Annotated in this window: 13 protein-coding genes; 1 reads left to right on the forward strand and 12 read right to left on the reverse strand. The window is 64.1% G+C overall.

Annotation, left to right across the window (positions count from 1 at the left end):
* Positions 1-68: 68 nt before the first annotated feature.
* From araA to PHA84_RS19015, 12 genes are all read right to left on the reverse strand, one after another.
* The gene (gene araA / locus PHA84_RS18965; protein WP_270889711.1) at positions 69-1571 is read right to left on the reverse strand and encodes an L-arabinose isomerase; all 1503 of its coding nucleotides are present in this window, start codon (positions 1569-1571) and stop codon (positions 69-71) included.
* The gene (locus PHA84_RS18970) at positions 1568-2266 is read right to left on the reverse strand and encodes an L-ribulose-5-phosphate 4-epimerase (RefSeq protein WP_270889712.1); all 699 of its coding nucleotides are present in this window, start codon (positions 2264-2266) and stop codon (positions 1568-1570) included. The genes araA and PHA84_RS18970 overlap by 4 nt, the downstream gene beginning before the upstream one ends.
* Positions 2263-3936 carry a ribulokinase gene (araB, locus tag PHA84_RS18975; RefSeq protein ID WP_270889713.1) on the reverse strand — a complete coding sequence of 558 codons (1674 nt, stop codon included), beginning with the start codon at positions 3934-3936 and terminating at the stop codon, positions 2263-2265. Before araB ends, PHA84_RS18970 begins: the two co-directional genes overlap by 4 nt.
* A gap of 201 nt (positions 3937-4137) precedes the next feature.
* The gene (locus PHA84_RS20710; RefSeq protein ID WP_333742392.1) at positions 4138-4536 is read right to left on the reverse strand and encodes a hypothetical protein; all 399 of its coding nucleotides are present in this window, start codon (positions 4534-4536) and stop codon (positions 4138-4140) included.
* Entirely contained in the window at positions 4524-5348 is an 825-nt protein-coding gene (locus PHA84_RS20715) for an MFS transporter (RefSeq protein WP_333742393.1), read from the reverse strand. Before PHA84_RS20715 ends, PHA84_RS20710 begins: the two co-directional genes overlap by 13 nt.
* A gap of 238 nt (positions 5349-5586) precedes the next feature.
* Positions 5587-6627, reverse strand: coding sequence for a family 43 glycosylhydrolase (locus PHA84_RS18985; protein ID WP_270889714.1), 1041 nt, complete (start codon positions 6625-6627; stop codon positions 5587-5589).
* A gap of 74 nt (positions 6628-6701) precedes the next feature.
* Positions 6702-8426 carry a DUF5605 domain-containing protein gene (locus PHA84_RS18990; RefSeq protein ID WP_270889715.1) on the reverse strand — a complete coding sequence of 575 codons (1725 nt, stop codon included), beginning with the start codon at positions 8424-8426 and terminating at the stop codon, positions 6702-6704.
* Positions 8427-8894: 468 nt separating this feature from the next.
* Entirely contained in the window at positions 8895-9812 is a 918-nt protein-coding gene (locus PHA84_RS18995; RefSeq protein WP_270889716.1) for a hypothetical protein, read from the reverse strand.
* Positions 9813-9832: 20 nt separating this feature from the next.
* Positions 9833-10441, reverse strand: coding sequence for a hypothetical protein (locus PHA84_RS19000; RefSeq protein WP_270889717.1), 609 nt, complete (start codon positions 10439-10441; stop codon positions 9833-9835).
* A 431-nt stretch (positions 10442-10872) separates the two neighbouring features.
* A complete protein-coding gene (locus tag PHA84_RS19005; RefSeq protein ID WP_270889718.1) occupies positions 10873-12945 on the reverse strand; it encodes a beta-galactosidase in 2073 nt (690 codons plus the stop codon).
* A 148-nt stretch (positions 12946-13093) separates the two neighbouring features.
* A complete protein-coding gene (locus tag PHA84_RS19010) occupies positions 13094-14575 on the reverse strand; it encodes a glycoside hydrolase family 43 protein (protein WP_270889719.1) in 1482 nt (493 codons plus the stop codon).
* Positions 14572-17424 carry a family 78 glycoside hydrolase catalytic domain gene (locus tag PHA84_RS19015; RefSeq protein ID WP_442952939.1) on the reverse strand — a complete coding sequence of 951 codons (2853 nt, stop codon included), beginning with the start codon at positions 17422-17424 and terminating at the stop codon, positions 14572-14574. The genes PHA84_RS19010 and PHA84_RS19015 overlap by 4 nt, the downstream gene beginning before the upstream one ends.
* A 245-nt stretch (positions 17425-17669) precedes the next feature.
* On the opposite strand from PHA84_RS19015, the gene PHA84_RS19020 reads away from it, so the two are divergent.
* Positions 17670-18785, forward strand: coding sequence for a LacI family DNA-binding transcriptional regulator (locus PHA84_RS19020; protein ID WP_270889721.1), 1116 nt, complete (start codon positions 17670-17672; stop codon positions 18783-18785).
* Positions 18786-18793: the final 8 nt, after the last annotated feature.

Here is an 18793-nt window from a genome sequence, read left to right on the forward strand (position 1 = left end):
ATGATTCGATTCAAGCAGTTTAGAAATTTGCCCGGCGCGCCGCGCTCAGCGGAGGGTTGGTCTGCGGCTCAGAAGCCTTGGGCCAGCCGGTGGTAGGCGCTGTTCCACCTGAGCTCCTGGGACAGCCTCGCGGTCGTCGTCGATTCGTCGATGAACGCAAGCTCGACAGCGGCCATGTCCGAGAAGTCCTGCAGGTGCTCGCGACCCAGAGCCGTCGACAACACGGTGTGATGAGGGCCGCCAGCGATCAGCCAAGACGCGGTGGACGTTCGCAGGTCAGGCATGGGACGCCACACCGCCCGGGCTACCGGGAGGTTGGGCAGGTCTTCTGGTGGCGTGACGACCTCGATCGCGTTACCAATCAGTCGGAAGCGGTCGCCCATGTCCGCCATGCCCACGGTGAAACCCTGGCCCGGTGCGGCCGTGAAGACGAGGCGGACTGGGTCCTCACGTCCACCGATTCCGAGTGGATGGATCTCGATCTTTGGAGTTTCGGTTGCGATCGTGGGACAGACCTCGAGCATGTGGGCGCCGAGGATCAGTTCCTGTCCTGGCGCCAGATGGTAGGTGTAGTCCTCCATGAAGGAGGTGCCGCCGGGCAGGCCGTGACCCATCGCCTTGAGCGTGTGGAGTAGGACGGACGTCTTCCAGTCGCCCTCCCCGCCGAAGCCATACCCGTCGGCCATGAGCCGCTGCACGGCCAGCCCGGGCAGTTGTCGCAGACCGCCCAGATCCTCGAAGTTGGTCGTGAAGGCGCCGTACCCACCTTGCTCGAGAAACTGACGCATTCCGAGTTCGATGCGCGCCGCATACAGCAGCGACGGGTGTCGCTCCCCTGAGGCCCTGAGCTCGGGAGCCACCTCGTAGGCGTCCTCGTAGGTCTGAACGAGCGCGTTGACTTCGGCGTCGGACACGGAATCCACGACGGCAACGAGGTCGTTGACGCCGTAGGTGTTGACCGACACCCCGAAGCGTCGCTCCGCTTCGACCTTGTCGCCGTCAGTGACCGCCACGTTGCGCATGTTGTCGCCGAAACGGACCAGCTTCAGACTCCGTACGGCTGACAGGCCGAGAGCCGCTCGGGCCCACGTGGCCACGCCGTCGATCACGGCAGGGTCGGTGATGTGACCCGCGACGGTCTTGCGAGCCACCCCCAGGCGAGTCTGCATGTAGCCGAACTCTCGGTCGCCATGAGCAGCCTGGTTGAGGTTCATGAAGTCCATGTCGATGGTCGCCCACGGCAAGTCCCGATTCACTTGGGTGTGCAGGTGAAGCAACGGCTTCTGCAGACGCTCCAGCCCCGAGATCCACATCTTGGCCGGGGAGAACGTGTGCATCCACGCGACGACCCCCACACAGGAGTCGTCGCTGTTTGCCTCGAGCATGACGCGCCGGATGGCGTCCGCATCAGTCAAGACGGGCTTGGCGATGACGTCCACAACTACCCCGGCGTCAGCCGCCAAGGCATCTGAGATGACCCGCGACTGGGTCGCGACCTGGGCGAGGACGTCGTCCCCGTACAGACCTTGGCTTCCGGTCAGGAACCAAACCTCGCGACGAGCGGTGATCATTGGTTGCCTTCCTTCTGTCCGTACACGTTCTGATACCGGTCGTACAGGTGGTCGATGTCGGCGTCGTCGAGGCGCGGGGTGGCCCCGAGCTGCTGCGCGACATGCACGGTGCGAGCCACGTCTTCGAGCATCACCGCGGCCTTAACCGCGTCCCTGGCATCAGTTCCGATGGTGAATGGCCCGTGGCCGGCCATCAAAACTGCGCGTGACCGATGCCCCTCCAAGGTGGCCACGATGCCCCTACCTATGGAGTCGTCCCCGATCAACGCAAAGGGACCGACCGGGATGTCCCCGCCGAATTCGTCGGCCATCATCGTCAGAACGCACGGGATGGGCTCGTTCCGCGCGCACCATGCCGTCGCGTACGTCGAGTGGGTGTGCACGACGCCACCCACGTGCCGCATGTGCTTGTAGACGTACGCGGCGGCGGCGGTGTCCGAGGACGGTTGGTGGCTTCCTTCGACTAGTTGCCCTTCAAAGTCACAGACGACCATGGTCTCGGCAGTCAGCTGGTCATAGGACACCCCGGAGGGCTTGATAACCAGCAAGTCAGCTCCAGGCACACGTGCCGACACGTTCCCCGCCGTCCAGACGACCAACTCGTTGCGCCTGAGTTCGGCATGGAGATCCACGAGCTCCTCGCGGATCTCGCGAATTCCGCGCCGGACCGTGTCCGAGACATTGATGGTCGTCATGAGGTCGCCGCCCTACGTCGTATTGCCTTGAGCCGTCGCATGATCTGGTTGCCACCGCGCCCGAAATGGTCGTGAAGAAGGCGGTACTCAGCGAAGAGTTCGTCATACGCCGCAACGCTCGCCGGCTTGGGTCGGAAGGCCGCGATCTGACGACCGCCCATGGCCAGCGCAGCAGCGTGGATGTCGGGGTAGCTGCCCGCAGCCACGGCAGCATGGATGGCCGAGCCAAGGGCAGGGCCCTGGGTCGAGGTGATCACCGAAAGGGGCAGGTTCAGGACGTCGGCGTAGATCTGCATGAGCAACGTGTTACGCGTGAGTCCACCGGCGACGATGAACTCGGTGACCGGCACTCCCTGCGCTGCGAAGGCGTCGACGATGACGCGTGCTCCGTATGCCGTGGCCTCGAGGAGCGCGCGGTAGGTGTCCTCCGGCCGCGAAGCCAGGGTCTGACCCACGATCAGCCCGGACAGCTCATGATCGACGAGCACCGAGCGGTTGCCACTGTGCCAGTCAAGGGCCACGAGCCCGTGCTCGCCTATCTGTTGCTTTCCAGCCAGTTCGGTCAGGTACTCGTGCACGCTCTGGCCCAGGGTCTCGGCAGCCCTGTGATACGCCGGCGGCACTCCGTTGTTGACGAACCAGCCGAAGATGTCGCCGACTCCGGACTGACCAGCTTCATACCCCCAGAGGCCAGGTATGATTCCGCCCTCGACCACACCGCACATGCCGGGCACCTCCCGCAGCACATCCCCATTCATCACGTGGCAGGTGGAGGTGCCCATGATCGCCACCATCTGACCAGGCTGCACGGCCTGGGCCGCGGGCGCGGTGACGTGTGCGTCGACGTTGCCGACCGCGACCGCGATTCCCTCCGGAAGCCCAGTCCACCCGGCTGCCGCAGAGGTGAGGCGTCCAGCCGGCTGGCCGAGCTGACCGATGTCGTGCGCCAGCTTGTCTGTGACGAACGAGGCAAAGTCGGGATTGAGAGCCGCCAAGAAGTCCTCAGACGGATACTCGCCGTCCTGCAGGATCCCCTTGTACCCCGCTGTGCACGCATTGCGAACGTACGTGCCGCAGAGCTGCCACACGATCCAGTCCGCCGCTTCGACGAAGTGGTCCATGGCCGCATATACGGCGGGGGCCTCCTCGAGGATCTGCAACGCCTTGGCGAACTCCCATTCGGACGAGATGAACCCGCCGTAGCGACCCCGCCAAGGTTCGCTGCGCTCGGCAGCCAAGGCGTTGATGCGGTCTGCCTGGCCCTGTGCCGCGTGATGACGCCACAGCTTGACGTAGGAATGCTTTTCAGAGGCGAACGCCTCCGTCTCGCACAGCGGGGTTCCGTCGGCCATCGTCGGAAGAACGGTGCAGGCGGTGAAGTCCGTGGCGATTCCCACCACTGAAGCTGGATCGATGCCCGCTTCCCGCACCGCCTTCGGTACGGCGCAGCGGAGCACATGGATGTAGTCGGTAGGCACCTGCAGGGCCCACTCTGGGGGCAGCTTCTCGCTGGCACCGGGAAGAACCTCGGAAATGACGCCGTGTGCGTACTCCGTCACGGCGGAGCCAAGCTCTGCGCCGTCACTGACCCGAACCACGAGCGCGCGTCCGGAGAGCGTACCGAAGTCCACGCCCACCACGTACGTCTCTGCGGGGCTTGCTGGCGTCATCGGGGCTCCTCGTCGAGCGGTCCATGGCTGTCTCGCGCATCACGATTGTTTGCGCTCAGGCGCGGTTTGTCAAACGTTCTACACTTGTCCGCGCGCGCGTGTTGGTGCACCAGGTTAGGTCGGTTCAGAGCACCACTGAGACAGTTTTGGGCCGAATCAGGGTCCACAACCACGCCGTTGCCAAGCCGAGCGCGGTAGCCATCACGGCACCCATGGCGCCGCCGATTGGATGCCAATAGCGCCCACGATGGGGGCCGCCATGCCTGCCAGGGCCATGTTCGTTGCACCAAGCAGGGCGGCTGCCGTACCAGCTTCATTCTGGCGACCGGCAAGGCCGACGATCTGGAGACAGGGAACGGTGACGCCCGCCCCCACAAGGAACAGGAAGAGGATCGCGACAATTGCGGTCGAGGGCACCCCTACGGCCCCACAGACGCCGATCATGCAGCCCAGGACGGCCAATGCGGGCAACGAGCACACCAACAGCCATTGAGGAGCGACGCGGCGCAGGATCCTCAACCCAGATTGGGATCCGATCACGAAGCCGATGGAGTTGACGGCAAACAGGATCCCGTATTGCTGAGCGGTCAGGCCGTACACCTCCTGGAAGAGGAAGGGTGAGCTCGAAAGGTACGAGAACACTCCCGGACCAGCAATCCCCCGATGACGGCAACTCCCACAAACTGCCGATCCCAAAGCAAGACGAAGAAGCTGGTCGCCGTGCCGCGGCCTCCGCCCGTCGTGCGCCTCTCCTCGGGCAACGTCTCAGCGATCAGCCCAAAGGCGAGAATCAGGATCAGCACCCCGTAGGCGGCGACGACCACGAATAGACATCGCCAGTCAAGCAGGCAGAGGAGTTGCGATCCCACCACTGGGGCCATGATGGGCGCCAAGCCGGTCACCAGAGCGATACGTGCAAGCATGCGAATGAGCAGAGTGCCACCGAACACGTCGCGGACTATGGCCGTGGCAACCACGCCCCCGCCGGCGGCTCCGACACCCTGAAGGATCCTGAACACCACCACCCAGCGAACATCAGGAGAGCCGGCAACACCCACACTGGCAAGCACGTGCACCCCGGTCGCGACGAGGAGCGGCATGCGCCTGCCCACTGCGTCACTCCAGGGGCCGATGACCAGCTGACCGAATCCGAACCCGATCATCGTCGCGGTGAGGGTGATCTGGACGGCCGACTCGGTAGCTGCTAGGTCTGCGCGCACCGCCGGAAAGGCGGGCAAGTACAGGTCGATCGTGAACGGTCCCAGGGCCACCAGTAGGCCGAGGACGAGCACATATGTCAGGCGGCCAGAGCGGGTTTCAGCGTGGGGATAGACGAGAGTTGACGTCATGATCTGGTCCTCAACGACTTCGGGAGCTGCGGGTGCCCCGGTGTCGTCGTCGACCGGTCCCACGGAAAAGTGTAAGGGGTTCCACCTCCGACTCTGACATCGAACGGTCAGGATCCAAATCTGCCCATTCCCCGTGGAGAGCGGACAACGCGCGGCGACCGACGGCTACCTACAACATGTCCGGTTGTCTAGGAGTCAGATCAACCCGGGCGACGTGGGACCTGGCGTCGTGACGTTCCCCTCCAACAGCTTCTTGGCCGCCGTCTGGCGGACGCACTTCAGGCGGTCGTCGTCGACCGCGTCACGTGAAGTCCTCGGTTCGCCATTTGTCATGCCAATCAAGAAGGGCCCGCTCCCCGTCGAATCGGAAGGGAAGCCACACATAGTCGGCGATGGAGGTATCCATCTCCGTGAGCTCCGACCATGGCCCTTCATGGTGTCCGCCCTGGGGCCCGAACCGCTCCGCGTGCATCCTGATCGCGGCTTCGCTCGTCGCCGTGTAGTGGGGCAACCACCGGTCTGCCAGGGCGATGTAAAGATCTTGCTTGTGGGGGTGGCGGAAGACGGAGCTGACCTGGGACTGGTAGGAAGTCCGAGTCGGGTCGTCAGGGTGCGGGTCGTTCAGTTCTGTCCAGGGCCCGTGGTAGCTCGGGGCCACGGACACTTGTGACGGGTTCGGGTAGTAGCCGGTCGTCCCGGACGTCACGAGGTAGTGCAAGCCGTTGCGTGTGAAGTAGGCCGGCGCTTCACGAACATATGGCGGCTGCACCAACGGAAAGTGGGTCGAGTAGTAGCCAGTGACGTCCGTGAGGTCCCCGGTGAGATCGGCGCAGATAAGTTCGCTGTGGACGCGCTCGAAGTAGTAGTAGCCCTTGCCGTCTGTAGGGTCGATGACCAGGTCGAAGTCGCCTGCGTTCATGCCCAAGGGCTTGAGGTCGGTCTTGACGATGGTGTACGGCCCAAGGATGTCGTCGGCCACGAGGACTGTGGACCTTTGCCCGACTGCGGACATGACTTTGATCCAGCACACGTAGCGTCCAGTGTCCGGGTGGCGCACGATGTGCGGGCGGTCCATCGACATGGCGGGGTGTAGCGGCGAGGCTGGATCGCCTTCAACCGGAGGGATGATCAAACCTTGATCGGTCCAGTTGTAGAGGTCGGTCGACGAGTAGCACCGCACGCCCCAATGCCAGATGCTGCCGTCTTGGGTGGTGTGCTCCTTGTTTTCGCCGTACCAGTAATACGTGCCGTCCACTTCAAGGATGGATCCCCCGTGAGCCTGGATACGTTTGCCGTCGGTGTCCAGCCAAACCTGGCCAGGTGTGAATGAATTGCGCTGCATGATGCCACCTTCGGATGGCGGAGTAGGGCTTGGATGACAGGGCACGTGAACGAGGGTCTTATGCGGGGGCCGGCCTAGTCCACGGCGATCAGCCGAATGGCCATGTGGGGACGCGCGGGCAGCTCGACCCGCATCGACCCCTCGAGCACGTCGGGAAGGCGTTCGATCGTCATGTTCCAGGTATCAATCACATCGATGTGGTATCGAGTTCCTGGGCGACGCTGGACGTCCCGGTATCGCGGCTGTCGTGCTCCGAAGTATCCGACGGCGTAGCGCTCGGCCACCCCGCCCCAGGGCAGATCCCCGTCGCTCGGCAGGGGCTCGAGGTGGCCGGTGGGCGATGCTTCGATCACCGATCTGAGGAAGGCGATCCGCTGGGGCGAGGCGCCGACGAGCTCGCCACCCTTCGCCCACCACAGCTCCTCCGCAGCGTTGAGATACGTCTCGCCGTGGCCGACGTAGGCGCCACGCACGGCTGCTTCCCAGTGCAGGCGGGTTAACTCTTCTCCGGTGAGGTTGCCCCACCCGTATGGAAGATCTCCCTCGTATCCGCACTCGTCGATGACTACTGGCTTGCCCCACGTCGAGCGCCACTCGGGGATCTTGTCCACGGCGTTGCCCTGGATGCTGCTGTGCGTGATCCATGGGCGCGAGTGGTCGTACAGCGTGACCCAGTTGTGGATCGAGATGAGGTGCCCGACGTGGTCCTCCTTGGTGACGATTCCTGCGAGTCGCTCCCAGTCTTCGAGGGACTTTGACCGGAGCAGGTCGTACTCGTTGGCCATCGACCACCAGACGTTGCGGAACGCCGCAAGCCTGCGAACTACGTAACTGACGAGTCTGTCGTCGACCACCTTGCCGAGGTCCGAGAAGCCCCAACGATCATAGGGATGGAACAGGATCAGGTCCGCCTCGATCCCCAGCTGCAGCAGCTGGTGAATGCGGTGTTCGAGGTTCCGGAAGTAGGACAGGTCGAACCGGGCGAAGTCGAAGGTCCCGTCCTCGGTCCTCTCAAAGGGAAAGCTGTCCGGCTCGTTGAGGTTGAAGTCGTACGACTTGGGGAACAGGCACATCCGCAGCTTGGTGAAGCCCGTGGTTGCCAGAGTCTTTATGGTTCGTTCCTGCAGAGCGATCGACTGGTGCGTCCAGGCGTAGGCAGTGGTCCCCAGCGGGACGAAGGGCTCGCCGCTCGCGTGGACGAAGTGGAACTCGTCGTCGACCCGCACATTGCCGCGATTCCCCACGCCCGGCCGCTGCGCGGTGAACCTGCCAGCGATCCCGTCGAGGGAGCGCGCGGTGGACTCGGTGATGAAAGACCATTCCCCCTCGGAGGGCGGCATGAAGCGGACAACGTACCGGCCATCCCCGTCATAGAAGCCGCCAACTCGCACGTCCGCGCCCGCAAGAGTGAAACGCGCTGCGACATCGACGTCGACGAAGGGGTTGGCATGTCGAGGTCCCCGCAGTTCCAGCTCAAAGGCCTCCCAGCGCTCCACTGCGGTTGGATAGGACACCCCCGCCGAACCCCGCTCGACCGACTCGGGCTCATAGTCGGTTCGTGGGGTGATCAGCGACTCGACGTGTTCGGAGACGGGCCCTTGCGTCTTCGGTCCGAGGGCGGCGAGATCCGCCCACAGCTGCTGCGATGCGTCGGCGTCAAGCCGGCTACCGCCGAACACCGAGACGAGCTCTCCTACCGGCATGTGCCGTAGCGGAAGGAAGTAGGGTTGCGCGAGCAGATCGGGGAGGTACCGCCGAAGGATCGGAGCACCCTCAGAGTCGTCAAGGATGACGCCCACGGGCGATCCGGCAGAAAACGTTTCAGGCATGAAACTCTCGCATCACTGTAATCATTTGCGTGGAGGGAAAGACAACCACTTGCGTGGAGGCAAAGACGCGTGGCCAGCAGGGACGGCGCCAAGGCGTATAACGTTCTACGAAATCTATTGGGTACGAGCCGAAGTTGTCAACGGCCTCGTGTGGTCACCTGCAGTCGCCGCCGTCAGGAGCCCGCGCTGCTCCGTCGAGCGGGCAAGGGTCGGGCCCTTGGGTGGTGACGCGTCGTGCGGACGAGTCACCACCCAGGGGCTTCCGGGAGCATTCCGACTACGGGTGGACGACGACGCGGACCCTGTCGAGATTCTGCATCCGAGCGAACGGTCCCAGCTTGCCGTCACGTTCTGAGGTGACCTTGAGCGCCGGGGAGCACCTCCCCGGCTTACTGTACGAGCAGACCGAGCTCACACGAAGGGTCGACTTCGGGTCACTCACGCTGACAGGCGTGTAGGTCCCGTCGCCGTCGCAGTCCCACTCAGTGGGGACGATCTTGCCGCCGCCAGGAGGCGTCTGCGCCTTGGCCGACAGAGGAACCCGCTGACCGATCCCCCGTGGGCGCTCGTGCCACCACGGACGGTCAGGTCGACGGTGGGCTGGATACCCCGACGGACCGCCGCGTTGTCCGGCATGAGGATCTGACCACCGCGCACCTCGTACCGCGTCGTGTCGGCCGGCGCCTTCCCGGTTTCGACCCACGCGCTGAGATCGCGCACGGCTTGTTCGACGAGGCCGTAGTAGTCGACCAGGTACGTAGCACGAACCCCATTGGCGGGCGCCCCGAGATGATCAGCGTGATCGTTGTAGTACAGCCGGTAGTTCTGTGCGAACGCGGTGGCACCGAGCGCCGCCTTCACTCGCTTGGCGTACCAGTCGGCGTGCCAGGGAAGGGCGTCAACGTCGTACAGGTTGTCGACGACGATCATCTTCCCGTTGATGTGACCCTTGTAGTCGGCTCCTCCGCTCACACTGCTGAAGACGAGCGGTCCCACGAGCAATGACCGCTGAGGGTAGCGGGGCGTTCCGTCTTTGTTGCGGAACTGGTCCAATCCGTAGTGCTGATCGCTGGCCGACGGGACCTGGTGGCGGTAGTAGCTTCGGATGGCGATGTCCCACCGATTGTCAGGAGTATCGCCCACCTTGGCCAAGGCCGCGCGGACGACGTCACCCAGAGGTGACTGCTCGGTGCCGAGATAGCGGGGCTTGGACCAAAAGTCGTCGACGTACGTCGGGTCGATTGCCCGCGCAATAGCTCCGAACCCTAGGAGTCCATCGGGTGCCGAAATTCCCAGCAAGTAGTCCGGATTCTCCCAAGCTTGGATCGGAACTCCGAATGCGCTCAGCTGTTTCAAGATGGCCCCTTGGGCCTCGTTTAGTCCTTCGTACGGATTGCCACTCCACCCGGGCGCAAAGCGTTCGCGATTTGGCCGGCCTTCTCCTCGAGGACAAGGCGAGCCATGGCTCGGATGAAGAAGGAGGACGGAGGGGACATGGGGACACCCTGCACGAAAGGAACGAACGCGTCCGACACGCCTGAGGTGTTCTCTGCCGCTCCCGTGGTCTGATACGAGCCGCCGCTTGGCCCGTACAGGTATCCGTAGATCTTCCCTTCCCCGGAGTGGTAATAGTCGGCCGCGACTCCTTCCGCGAACTTCGCGGCGGCGGCGTCGTGTCGGTATCCCGTGGACACGCTGGCGTTGCCGGCCTGAGCGGCGTAACCGCCGCTGGCAATGGCGAAGCCCACGGCACGGTCAGTTGCCCTGGCGGTGTCTTCGTCGGGCGAGAACGCCGTGGGATAGGTGTACTGGAAAAAGCGCCCCTGCCACTGAGTGGCAGGCGGGAGGTAGATGTTGAACTGGATGTTGGTGCACTCGAAGTGACCTGACACTCGGTGGTGCACAACCGGCGTGAGGAGGTCCTGCTCGCTGTCGATTAGCGGTTTGGAGTAGGCCTGGTCGACGCAGTCCCGCGTCACGAACACACGGCCACCCGGTTGGACTGGGGTGCAGTCTTGCGCCGCAACTGCGCTTGCGGGGGACGACTGCCACGCCGGCGGCCAAGACCACGACCGTTGCTGTGGCCAACATGGCAGTGCGCTAGCGCCAGCGCCGGTGCTGCGATGATGCGGCGGGCGATATGGCCCCGAAATTGATGCGTCTCATGTATACCCCTTTGTAAATATGACGCGTGGAGTTCGGCAGAGGCAGGGCACGAACACTGCCTGTTGACATCGTGGCGGTGTGCAACGTTCCACGCAGTAGAAGGTATAGCGCTCCGAAGGGCCCCGTCAATGGTCCAACCACACCGGCGAGGGTGAGTCGACTTCGCCTCCGAGCTTCCCCTTCGACGCGGGGCAGCGGACGTGTTGCCCACAACACAGGAGGTCTTCGAGCGGTGCTAACGAGGGCTGGTTCAACTTCGCTCTTCTACCAGGACACGGACGTCCCAGGCTCCCAGCGGAACCATGTCACCGGCGACGTATCGGTCGGAGGACAGTACGTCTGCGGAATCCACGGGGACGCGGACTTCAGCCGGCGTCCAGGACCAGTTGTGCAGAAAGCGCACGCGGCGGCCAGACGAGGATGTTGCTCCAGTGCTCGTCACCGTGTCTGAAACCTCGCTCCAGTGCGGAGATTGCCATGCTGCGAGCCACCGCATCACGCCCTTGGCCAGGTCAACGTTTGGCAAGGCTCCAACACATGTGATGCGTCCTCGTCCCGCTTCTTGCGTCGTGACCGCCGCCCACTGTCCGAAGTGCGGGTGGGAATAACCCGCAAGCACGGTCGCGCCGTCCGGCACGAGGCTGTCCAGATAACGTGTGGCACACGGCCGCCCCTCCAAGGGGAGTTCCGAAGTCGGGACCACGGCAACGTCCTCGAGCAGATTGCTGAACTCATCGAACCAGACACCCGCCGCAGCGGCCAGGCGCGCAGGCTGTATGTCGGTTCGTGCGCGCGCCTCCTCGTTCGCGTAGCCCGTGTGCGGGCCCAAGACAAGATGGCCCCCCGCATGCGCATAGGCGTTCAACCACTCAAGGGTCGAGTCGTCAGCGATGAAAAGACTAGGCGCGACAAGCACTGGATGCTTCGCAACGACCTCCTGAAGATCGCTAGCCCGATCACCTACGAGTTGCCCCACATGCAGGATTCGGGTCTGCAGCCCAGCTTCGAACGCCCCCCGATAGAACGCGTCGAAGAAGGTGTCATAGGCGGCCACGTCACCTGCACCCGTCTCAGTCGCCAGCAGAGACTGCTCTTGCATCAGCCACTTTGAAGCTGAGGAGTACAGCATAGTTACGTCGGCGTCCGGCGTGAGCCTCGCAACTAGTGGACCGGCCCTCCTGATTTCCTCGCCGAGTTTCGCGATCTCGCGGTATGTCCGCCCCGGCCGGCCGCTGTGCGGAAGAATGCCGCCCCAGTACGTCTCAGTGCCGGCGTGGATGGTGTGCCAGTGCCAGTACTCCACCATGGACGCGCCGCGCGCGATCAGCGCCCACGCGGCTTGACGCCATTGTCCGTCGTATGCGGGGCGGCTGTGCGGCGCGATGATGTTGCTGGCGTTGGTTTCGGTGACAAGGAATGGCTCCTGGCGTGAGCTCCACATGCGGTCTCCCCGCTTGAATAGAGTCCATGTGCCGTCTCCCACAAGGCTTGTTCGCCCGTCTCGCGCCGCCGGCAGCTCTAGCCCGTCTTGCATCTCGTAGTACGCGTTTCCTGCCGTGACGTCCAGCAAGCCGGCAAGCTGCTCATCATCCGCCGCCGGACGACCGTAGTCGATGCAGGTGGTCACGAACTGTTCAGTGTGGGTGTACTCCCGAACGATGGCGGCCTGCCATGCGATGAACCCAGTGGTCTGTTGGGCCTGGAACTCTCTCCACGCCAGGGAGTACTGCGGCTGGATGTTGCCGTCGGGCCGCCACAGGTCCGCCCACGTTGACAACCGGTGCGACCAGTAGACCAACCCCCACTCCCGGTTGAGAACCTCCACAGTCCCGTACTTCCGGCGCAGGTGGTCGACGAAACGCTGGAAGACGGCGTGGTTGTGCAGGAGTTGGGGACCGGGCTCATTGTCGACCTGAACCCCAATGACGGCGGGATGGTCGATGTACCTGCTGATGATCGCGCGGATGACGCGCTCGGCGTGGAAGCGGAAGGCGGCATGCGTGTAGTCAACCTCTTGACGCGCACCCCAGCCTATGCGCTGGCCCGTTCCGATCTCACCGGCGATCTCGGGATAGAGCCGTGCAAGCCATGGCGGCACTGCATAGGTGGGCGTTCCGAGCACGACGGAGATGCCCCGTTGATGCGCACCGTCGAGAACCGGTTGCAACCAGTCCAGGTCGAAACGCCCGTCCTCCGGCTCCCAAGTGGACCACACCGACTCACCCACCCGGATAACGCTGAAGCCAGCCTCAGCCATGAGGTCCAAGTCGGTGTCGAGTCGTTCGTATGGCTGGTATTCGCAGTAGTAGGCGGCACCGAACATGACCTGTGATGGGAAAACTGACATGAGGCTCCTTTGTCTAGTGTTCTGCTGTCCAACCAGCCGCTCGTCCGCCGCGGACAACGGGGGTGTCGCTTGCGCTACCAACAGCGAGGGCTTCTCAGCGTCGTGTTGACGGTTGGGGTCCGACTCATGGTTGCGGTCGATAGGCAACGGAGCGGAAGTGGGCCGGCGCGGCCGTACTGCCGAGGGCAAGCGTGCGGCCGGTGAATCCGGAGGCCACCTCGGTGGAGAGGTAGCGCCCGTCCAGCCGAGCCAGCTCGAGGACTCCCTCAGCTGTCAGTAGCGACAGTGTGATGTCGTCGGGCCCGCCATGTCCTAGGGGAACAGGCGGCGACTGCGGGCCGACCGCCGCGATGCGCAACACGACCACGTCGCCCACGACGGCCGCCGTTCCCACTACAACGTCCAGATCACCGATGCGGGCGGTCGCCTGGACCATCCCGTCATGGTGTGTCAGCCCGTAGCTGTGGCGGTGGTCCAGGCGGAGAAGGAATCGGCCGGAGCCCTCAAGCCTGGCCTCCGCGCTCCAGCGCAGGTCCCGAACTCGCGCGCATAGCAGACCGCCGCCGTCCGGGGGGCGATCCGGCGCGGGCAGGATGCGGAGCACCCCGGGTGTGGGTCGTTCCACGATGGCTTCTGGCTCGCCACCGGGCACCACCCAACGCAGGTCGAGATCGGGGTCGTCGAACGTGTCGACCCACTCTGTCGTTGCACGTGGAATTTCAAAGGCGTCCTCAAGCACGACGGGCCATCCCTGCGCCCATTCCACGCTGGCCAGGAATGTCTCGCGACCGAGGACATGGAACCCGGGCGTAGAACCGCGAGGACGGGCACCTAGGTAGACCGCAGCCCAACCTCCGTCAGGTGTCCGGACCAGATCAGCGTGCCCGATGTTCTGTGTCGGGTGGATCGAGCTCCGATGACTGAGGATCGGGTTCTCGGGACATCCATCAAAAGGTCCCGCTGGGGTGGAGCCGCGCGCGATCGTGACCGCATGGCCACGCTCCGTCCCCCCTTCAGCCAGCAGCAAGTACCAATAGTCGCCGATCTTGTACAGATGCGGTCCCTCTGGCATTGCGAGACCACTTCCCTGCCAGACGGGGTACGGCGGTTCGGCCAAGTCTCCCGTGGTGACGTCGAGTCTGGCCTGCAGGATGCCACGCTCGCCCTCGGTGAAGCTCATGGCTTTCCACGTCAGGTAACACTCGCCGTCGTGCCATGCCAGGTCCGGATCGATGCCGATGGCCTGCGGAACGCGGACCGGGTCGGACCAAGGCCCAGCAGGATCGTCGGCGGTCAGGAGAATCTGCCCCGATTCGTAGTCGCTGACATTGGTTGTGACGTAACAGAATCGACCTTCGTGATGGCGCAGAGTTCCGGCATACACGCCTGTTGATGGACGTCCGTCTCCACGAAGGAACTGGCTTCTCCTCGTGAGGATGTGGCCGACTTGCTTCCACCGCAGGAGGTCGCGGCTGTGCCACAGCGGGACGCCAGGAAAGTATTCGAAACTGGACTGCGCTAGGTAGTAGTCGTCTCCAACTCGACAGATGGTGGGATCCGGATAGAAGCCCGCAACGATCGGAGTATGGCCACTCCGCGCACTCATGAGTCAGCCAGTTGGGAGGTACCCACCGGCGATCTTGCCGACGAGCTGACGAGAATGTCGTTGACCCTGTCGCGCAGCTCCTGCGCGCCGGCGAAGCGCTCATCGGGAGCGAGTGCCTGCGCTACGTGCGTCGCCGGCGCATCGAGGTACGACGCGAGCATCCGCGCGGCCTGAGCGTCTCCGCCTGGGGCAATGCCGGTGCGTACGGCGGCACCGGCCACCCGCTCCCACGTCGCCGCGTCGTCGATCAGGTCGCGGATCGTGCGGCCTGACCAATCGACGTCGTGCTCAACAGCCAAGGGATCGGACACTTCCCAGTGATGTCTTCCGTGACCCACCAGCTCGGCGCCGGAACGACCTGGCACATGAACCTCGGCCGTGGCACCCACAGGGATCCGCACATCCAAGGTCAAACGACCGTTGGCGCGGTGCCATGAAACGCTGGCCTCGCCGTACGGCGTGATGTGCCGGGCCGAGGCTCGCGTGAGCTCAGGCGTGGGCAGCGGTGCAACACGGAGGGATCGATACCCTGGGCCGGCCGGGGCGAGACCAGCGACGACTCGGTGCAGCCAGTCTGCGACCGCACCGAGCGCGTAGTGGTTAAACGACGTCATGCCACTGGGATTGAGACTGCCGTCCGGCCTCATGCTGTCCCAGCGTTCCCAGATCGTCGTTGCGCCCATGCTGACGGGATATAACCAGGACGGACACGCTGTCTGGAGAAGCAGACGATAGGCAACCTCGGCATGCCCGGTGTTCGTCAAGGCGTCGCAGACCAAGGGAGTGCCAACGAACCCGGTGGCGATGCGGTATCCCGACGTGCGCACGAGGTCGGCCAGTCGGCGTCCGGCCTCCGCCCGCTGCTCCGGGCTCGGAAGCAGATCCCACTCGATGGCCAACGCATACACCGTCTGGGCGTCCGAGATTACTCGACCGGACTGCGTGACGAAGGCGCGAGCGAACGCTGCTCGGACCTCGTCGCTGAGGATGCGGTAGTTCTCCGACTCGTCGTCCCGTCCCAGCAAGCGAGCGCTCTCGGACAGGATCCACGACGAGCGCGCGAGATGCGCCGTCGCCACGACATCCGGATCGGCCTTCGCGAGGCTCGCCTGGTCTGGAGGCGCGCTCGGGTCCAGCCAGTCACCGAACTGGAAGCCGCCCGTCCACAGCCGCTCAACACCTGCGAGATCCGCAACGCAGTCGACCCACGCTCGCATGCTGGGCAGCTGCCGCTCGAGGATGGCCAGGTCTCCCGTGCGTTGGTAGAGCGTCCACGGGACGATGGTCGCGGCGTCTCCCCATGCGGCCGCTGGCGTGGCCGAGAGAGGGTTGCGGTTCACGTCTGGCACGACGTGTGGCACTGCCCCGGTGGGGAACTGCTCCGCCGAGAGGTCCGCCAGCCAAGAGTGTAACAACCCGGACATGTCGAAGAGGAAGGTCGCAGTTGACCCAAACACTTGGAGGTCGCCCGTCCACCCGAGTCGCTCATCTCGTTGGGGACAGTCTGTGGGGATGTCGACGAAGTTGCCTCGGGCACTCCAGACGACGTTCTCATGCAGACGATCCAGAGCCGCGTGTGACGAGGAAAACCAACCGGTTCGTTCGAGCTCTGAGCCGATGACGACGAGCTCAATGTCCTCCGCGCGCAGGTTAGGCACGCCCGACACCTCGGCGTAGCGGAAGCCGTGAAGTGTCAAGGACGGCTCCAGGACCACCTCATCTCCACCGGACACCATCCACGTGTCGGTCGCGCGAGCGGATCTCAACGGGACGACGCCGAGCTCTCCGTCTTCAAGGACTTCGGCGTGGCGCACGACCACCTGCGCTCCGGCTGGCAGGTCGCGCACGGTCAGACGGACCCATCCGACTGCGTTCTGGCCGAAGTCCACCAGGGTGGCACCCGCAGGCGAGCTCCGCACGTCACGAGCCGGCAACACATCGGTGGGTCGGATCGGGGGTCCATCCGGCGCCACGAGCCTGTCCACATCTCCGTCGACGACCTCGACTCCAACCCATTCCGACTGCAGCAACCCAAGCCGGAGATCTGTGGTGTGCCCGTCATACAGATCGTCAGTAATGACTTCGCTCTCGCGTGCCGACCATGTCCGGTCCGTCGCCAGGACGTACACGGCTCCATCCGTGGTGGTGACCTCGAGCTGACCGAGCAGGGCGAGCCTGTCTCCGTAGAGGGCACGATCGTTGGTGTAGCCGAGCCTCCCCCTGTACCACCCGTTGCCCAGAAGCACCTCCAAGGTGTTGTCGCCGGTCCTCACGTGGTCGGTCACGTCGTAGACGTGGTAGCGCAGTCGATGCTCGTAGGACGTCCAGCCCGGAGCCAACACCGTGTTGTCGATGCGTTGCCCATTGATGGAAGCGAGGTAGATGCCATGAGCGGTTGCATAGAGCCGCGCGCGCTGAACGGTACCCGGGACATGCAGTTGACCCTGCAGCACGGGCGCCCGATCGCCGATGGCCGCGATTCCTTGGGGGCTGATGAAGCGCGCGGTCCAATCGGAGGTCGAAAGTAAGCCTGCCTCAATAGTTCTCCTGGGTCCCCAGTCACTCCACATATGGTCGTGGGCGACTCGGATACGAACTTCGGCACTCTCACGCGAGCGAAGCGGCTCGGCGGGCCACGCAACCAGCACCTGCTCCGAACTCAACTCTGTGTAGACCTTGCTGCTTCCGTCGCGGCTGACCTCAACCTGGTAGGCCGTTTGTTTCCAGCCGGGGTCTGCCTCGTCCACGGTCCACGACAGTCGTGGGGTGGAGATGCCCATGCCCAAGACCGGACCATTGTCGGTGCGGTGCTCGAATCGAGGCGCGCTGGGCGCGGTTGACACAGTCATGTGGATCTCCGGGTAGAGGTAGAAAGGCGAGTGACGCCGTCAAGCTTGTGCGACAGGGGCAAGGTGGGGGTCGTGCGGTCCGGCTGCGAGAAGCGCAAAGCAGCGCGCGGGACGTGCACGGTGGAGTTTTGCGACGGCCGCGTGTGCAACGTTCTACGAACAAGGTAGAGCGACCTATTCCGACACGTCAAGCCTTCAACGTCGGTTCGTAGAACGTTACCTTCCAGTGGTCTAGGATCGCCTTGATGCCAAAGCAGCGCGCGAAGGGGCCGCAACAGCTCCAAGGTGGCTCGGCCCCCAGCCCCATAACGCTGGGCGGCCGTCGGGTCACGATCCTCGATGTCGCCGAACGGGCTGACGTCTCTGTGTCCGCCGTATCCAAGGTCGTTCGGGGCGCCTACGGCGTGAGCCCGCAGATGCAAACCAGAGTCACAGCTGCCATTGAGGAACTCGGGTACCGACCCCATACCGGCGCTAGAACCATGCGGGGCAGGTCATACACCGTCGGCGTCGTCCTCGTGGAACTGACGTCCCCGTTCCAGACGGAAGTCGCTCAAGGAGTGAGTGACGCGCTCACGGACACTCCCTACCAGGACGTCATCGTGACAGGCGGAACGACTCCTGAGCGGCAGACCCGCAGCATCGAAGCGCTTCTGGACCGGCAGGTCGACGGCTTGCTGCTCGTCGCCCCTTGGCTGGACGCCGAGTCCATCGACAAGTTCGCCAAGATCGTGCCGACCGTCACCATCGCGTTGCACGGCTCCCCCGTCGGCTTCGACACCGTTGTTGATGACGAGCGGTTGGGAGCACGACTGATGGTCGACCATCTGGTCGCCAACGGTCATCGTCGAATCGTCCACACCAGCATGCCGTCGGCCGCGTGGGAGAAGAAGTTCGTCCTGTCCCACACGGCGCGACGACAAGGGTTTGAGCAGGCGATGCGAGGCCACGGTTTGGAACCTGACATCATCGAGACGTGGTACTCCGAACAGGGCGGCCATGATGCAGCGATGCAGGCTTTGACGCGGTCGAAACCTCCTACCGCCATCTTCGCGGGCGCGGACATCTCGGCGCTCGGGACATTGCGTGCAGCTGAGGAACTCGGACTCCAGGTGCCGGAAGACTTGAGCGTGGTTGGTTACGACAACATCTACGCCTCGACCATCAACCGCGTGTCGCTCACGACGGTGGATCAGTCCGGGCAGCACACGGGCGAGGCTGCAGTGCGGTGCCTGATGGAGCGCATCGAAGGTCGGACCGAACCGAAGAAGTTCGTCGTGGCCCCTGAGCTGGTGGTTCGAGGCACGAGCGGCGCCCCAGCCAAGAGAACCAAGCGGCAACGGACTCCCGCGGCGTCGTAGAAGAGCAT

It is taken from the genome of Pedococcus sp. 5OH_020 (assembly GCF_027812955.1).
Classification (GTDB): Bacteria; Actinomycetota; Actinomycetes; order Actinomycetales; family Dermatophilaceae; genus Pedococcus.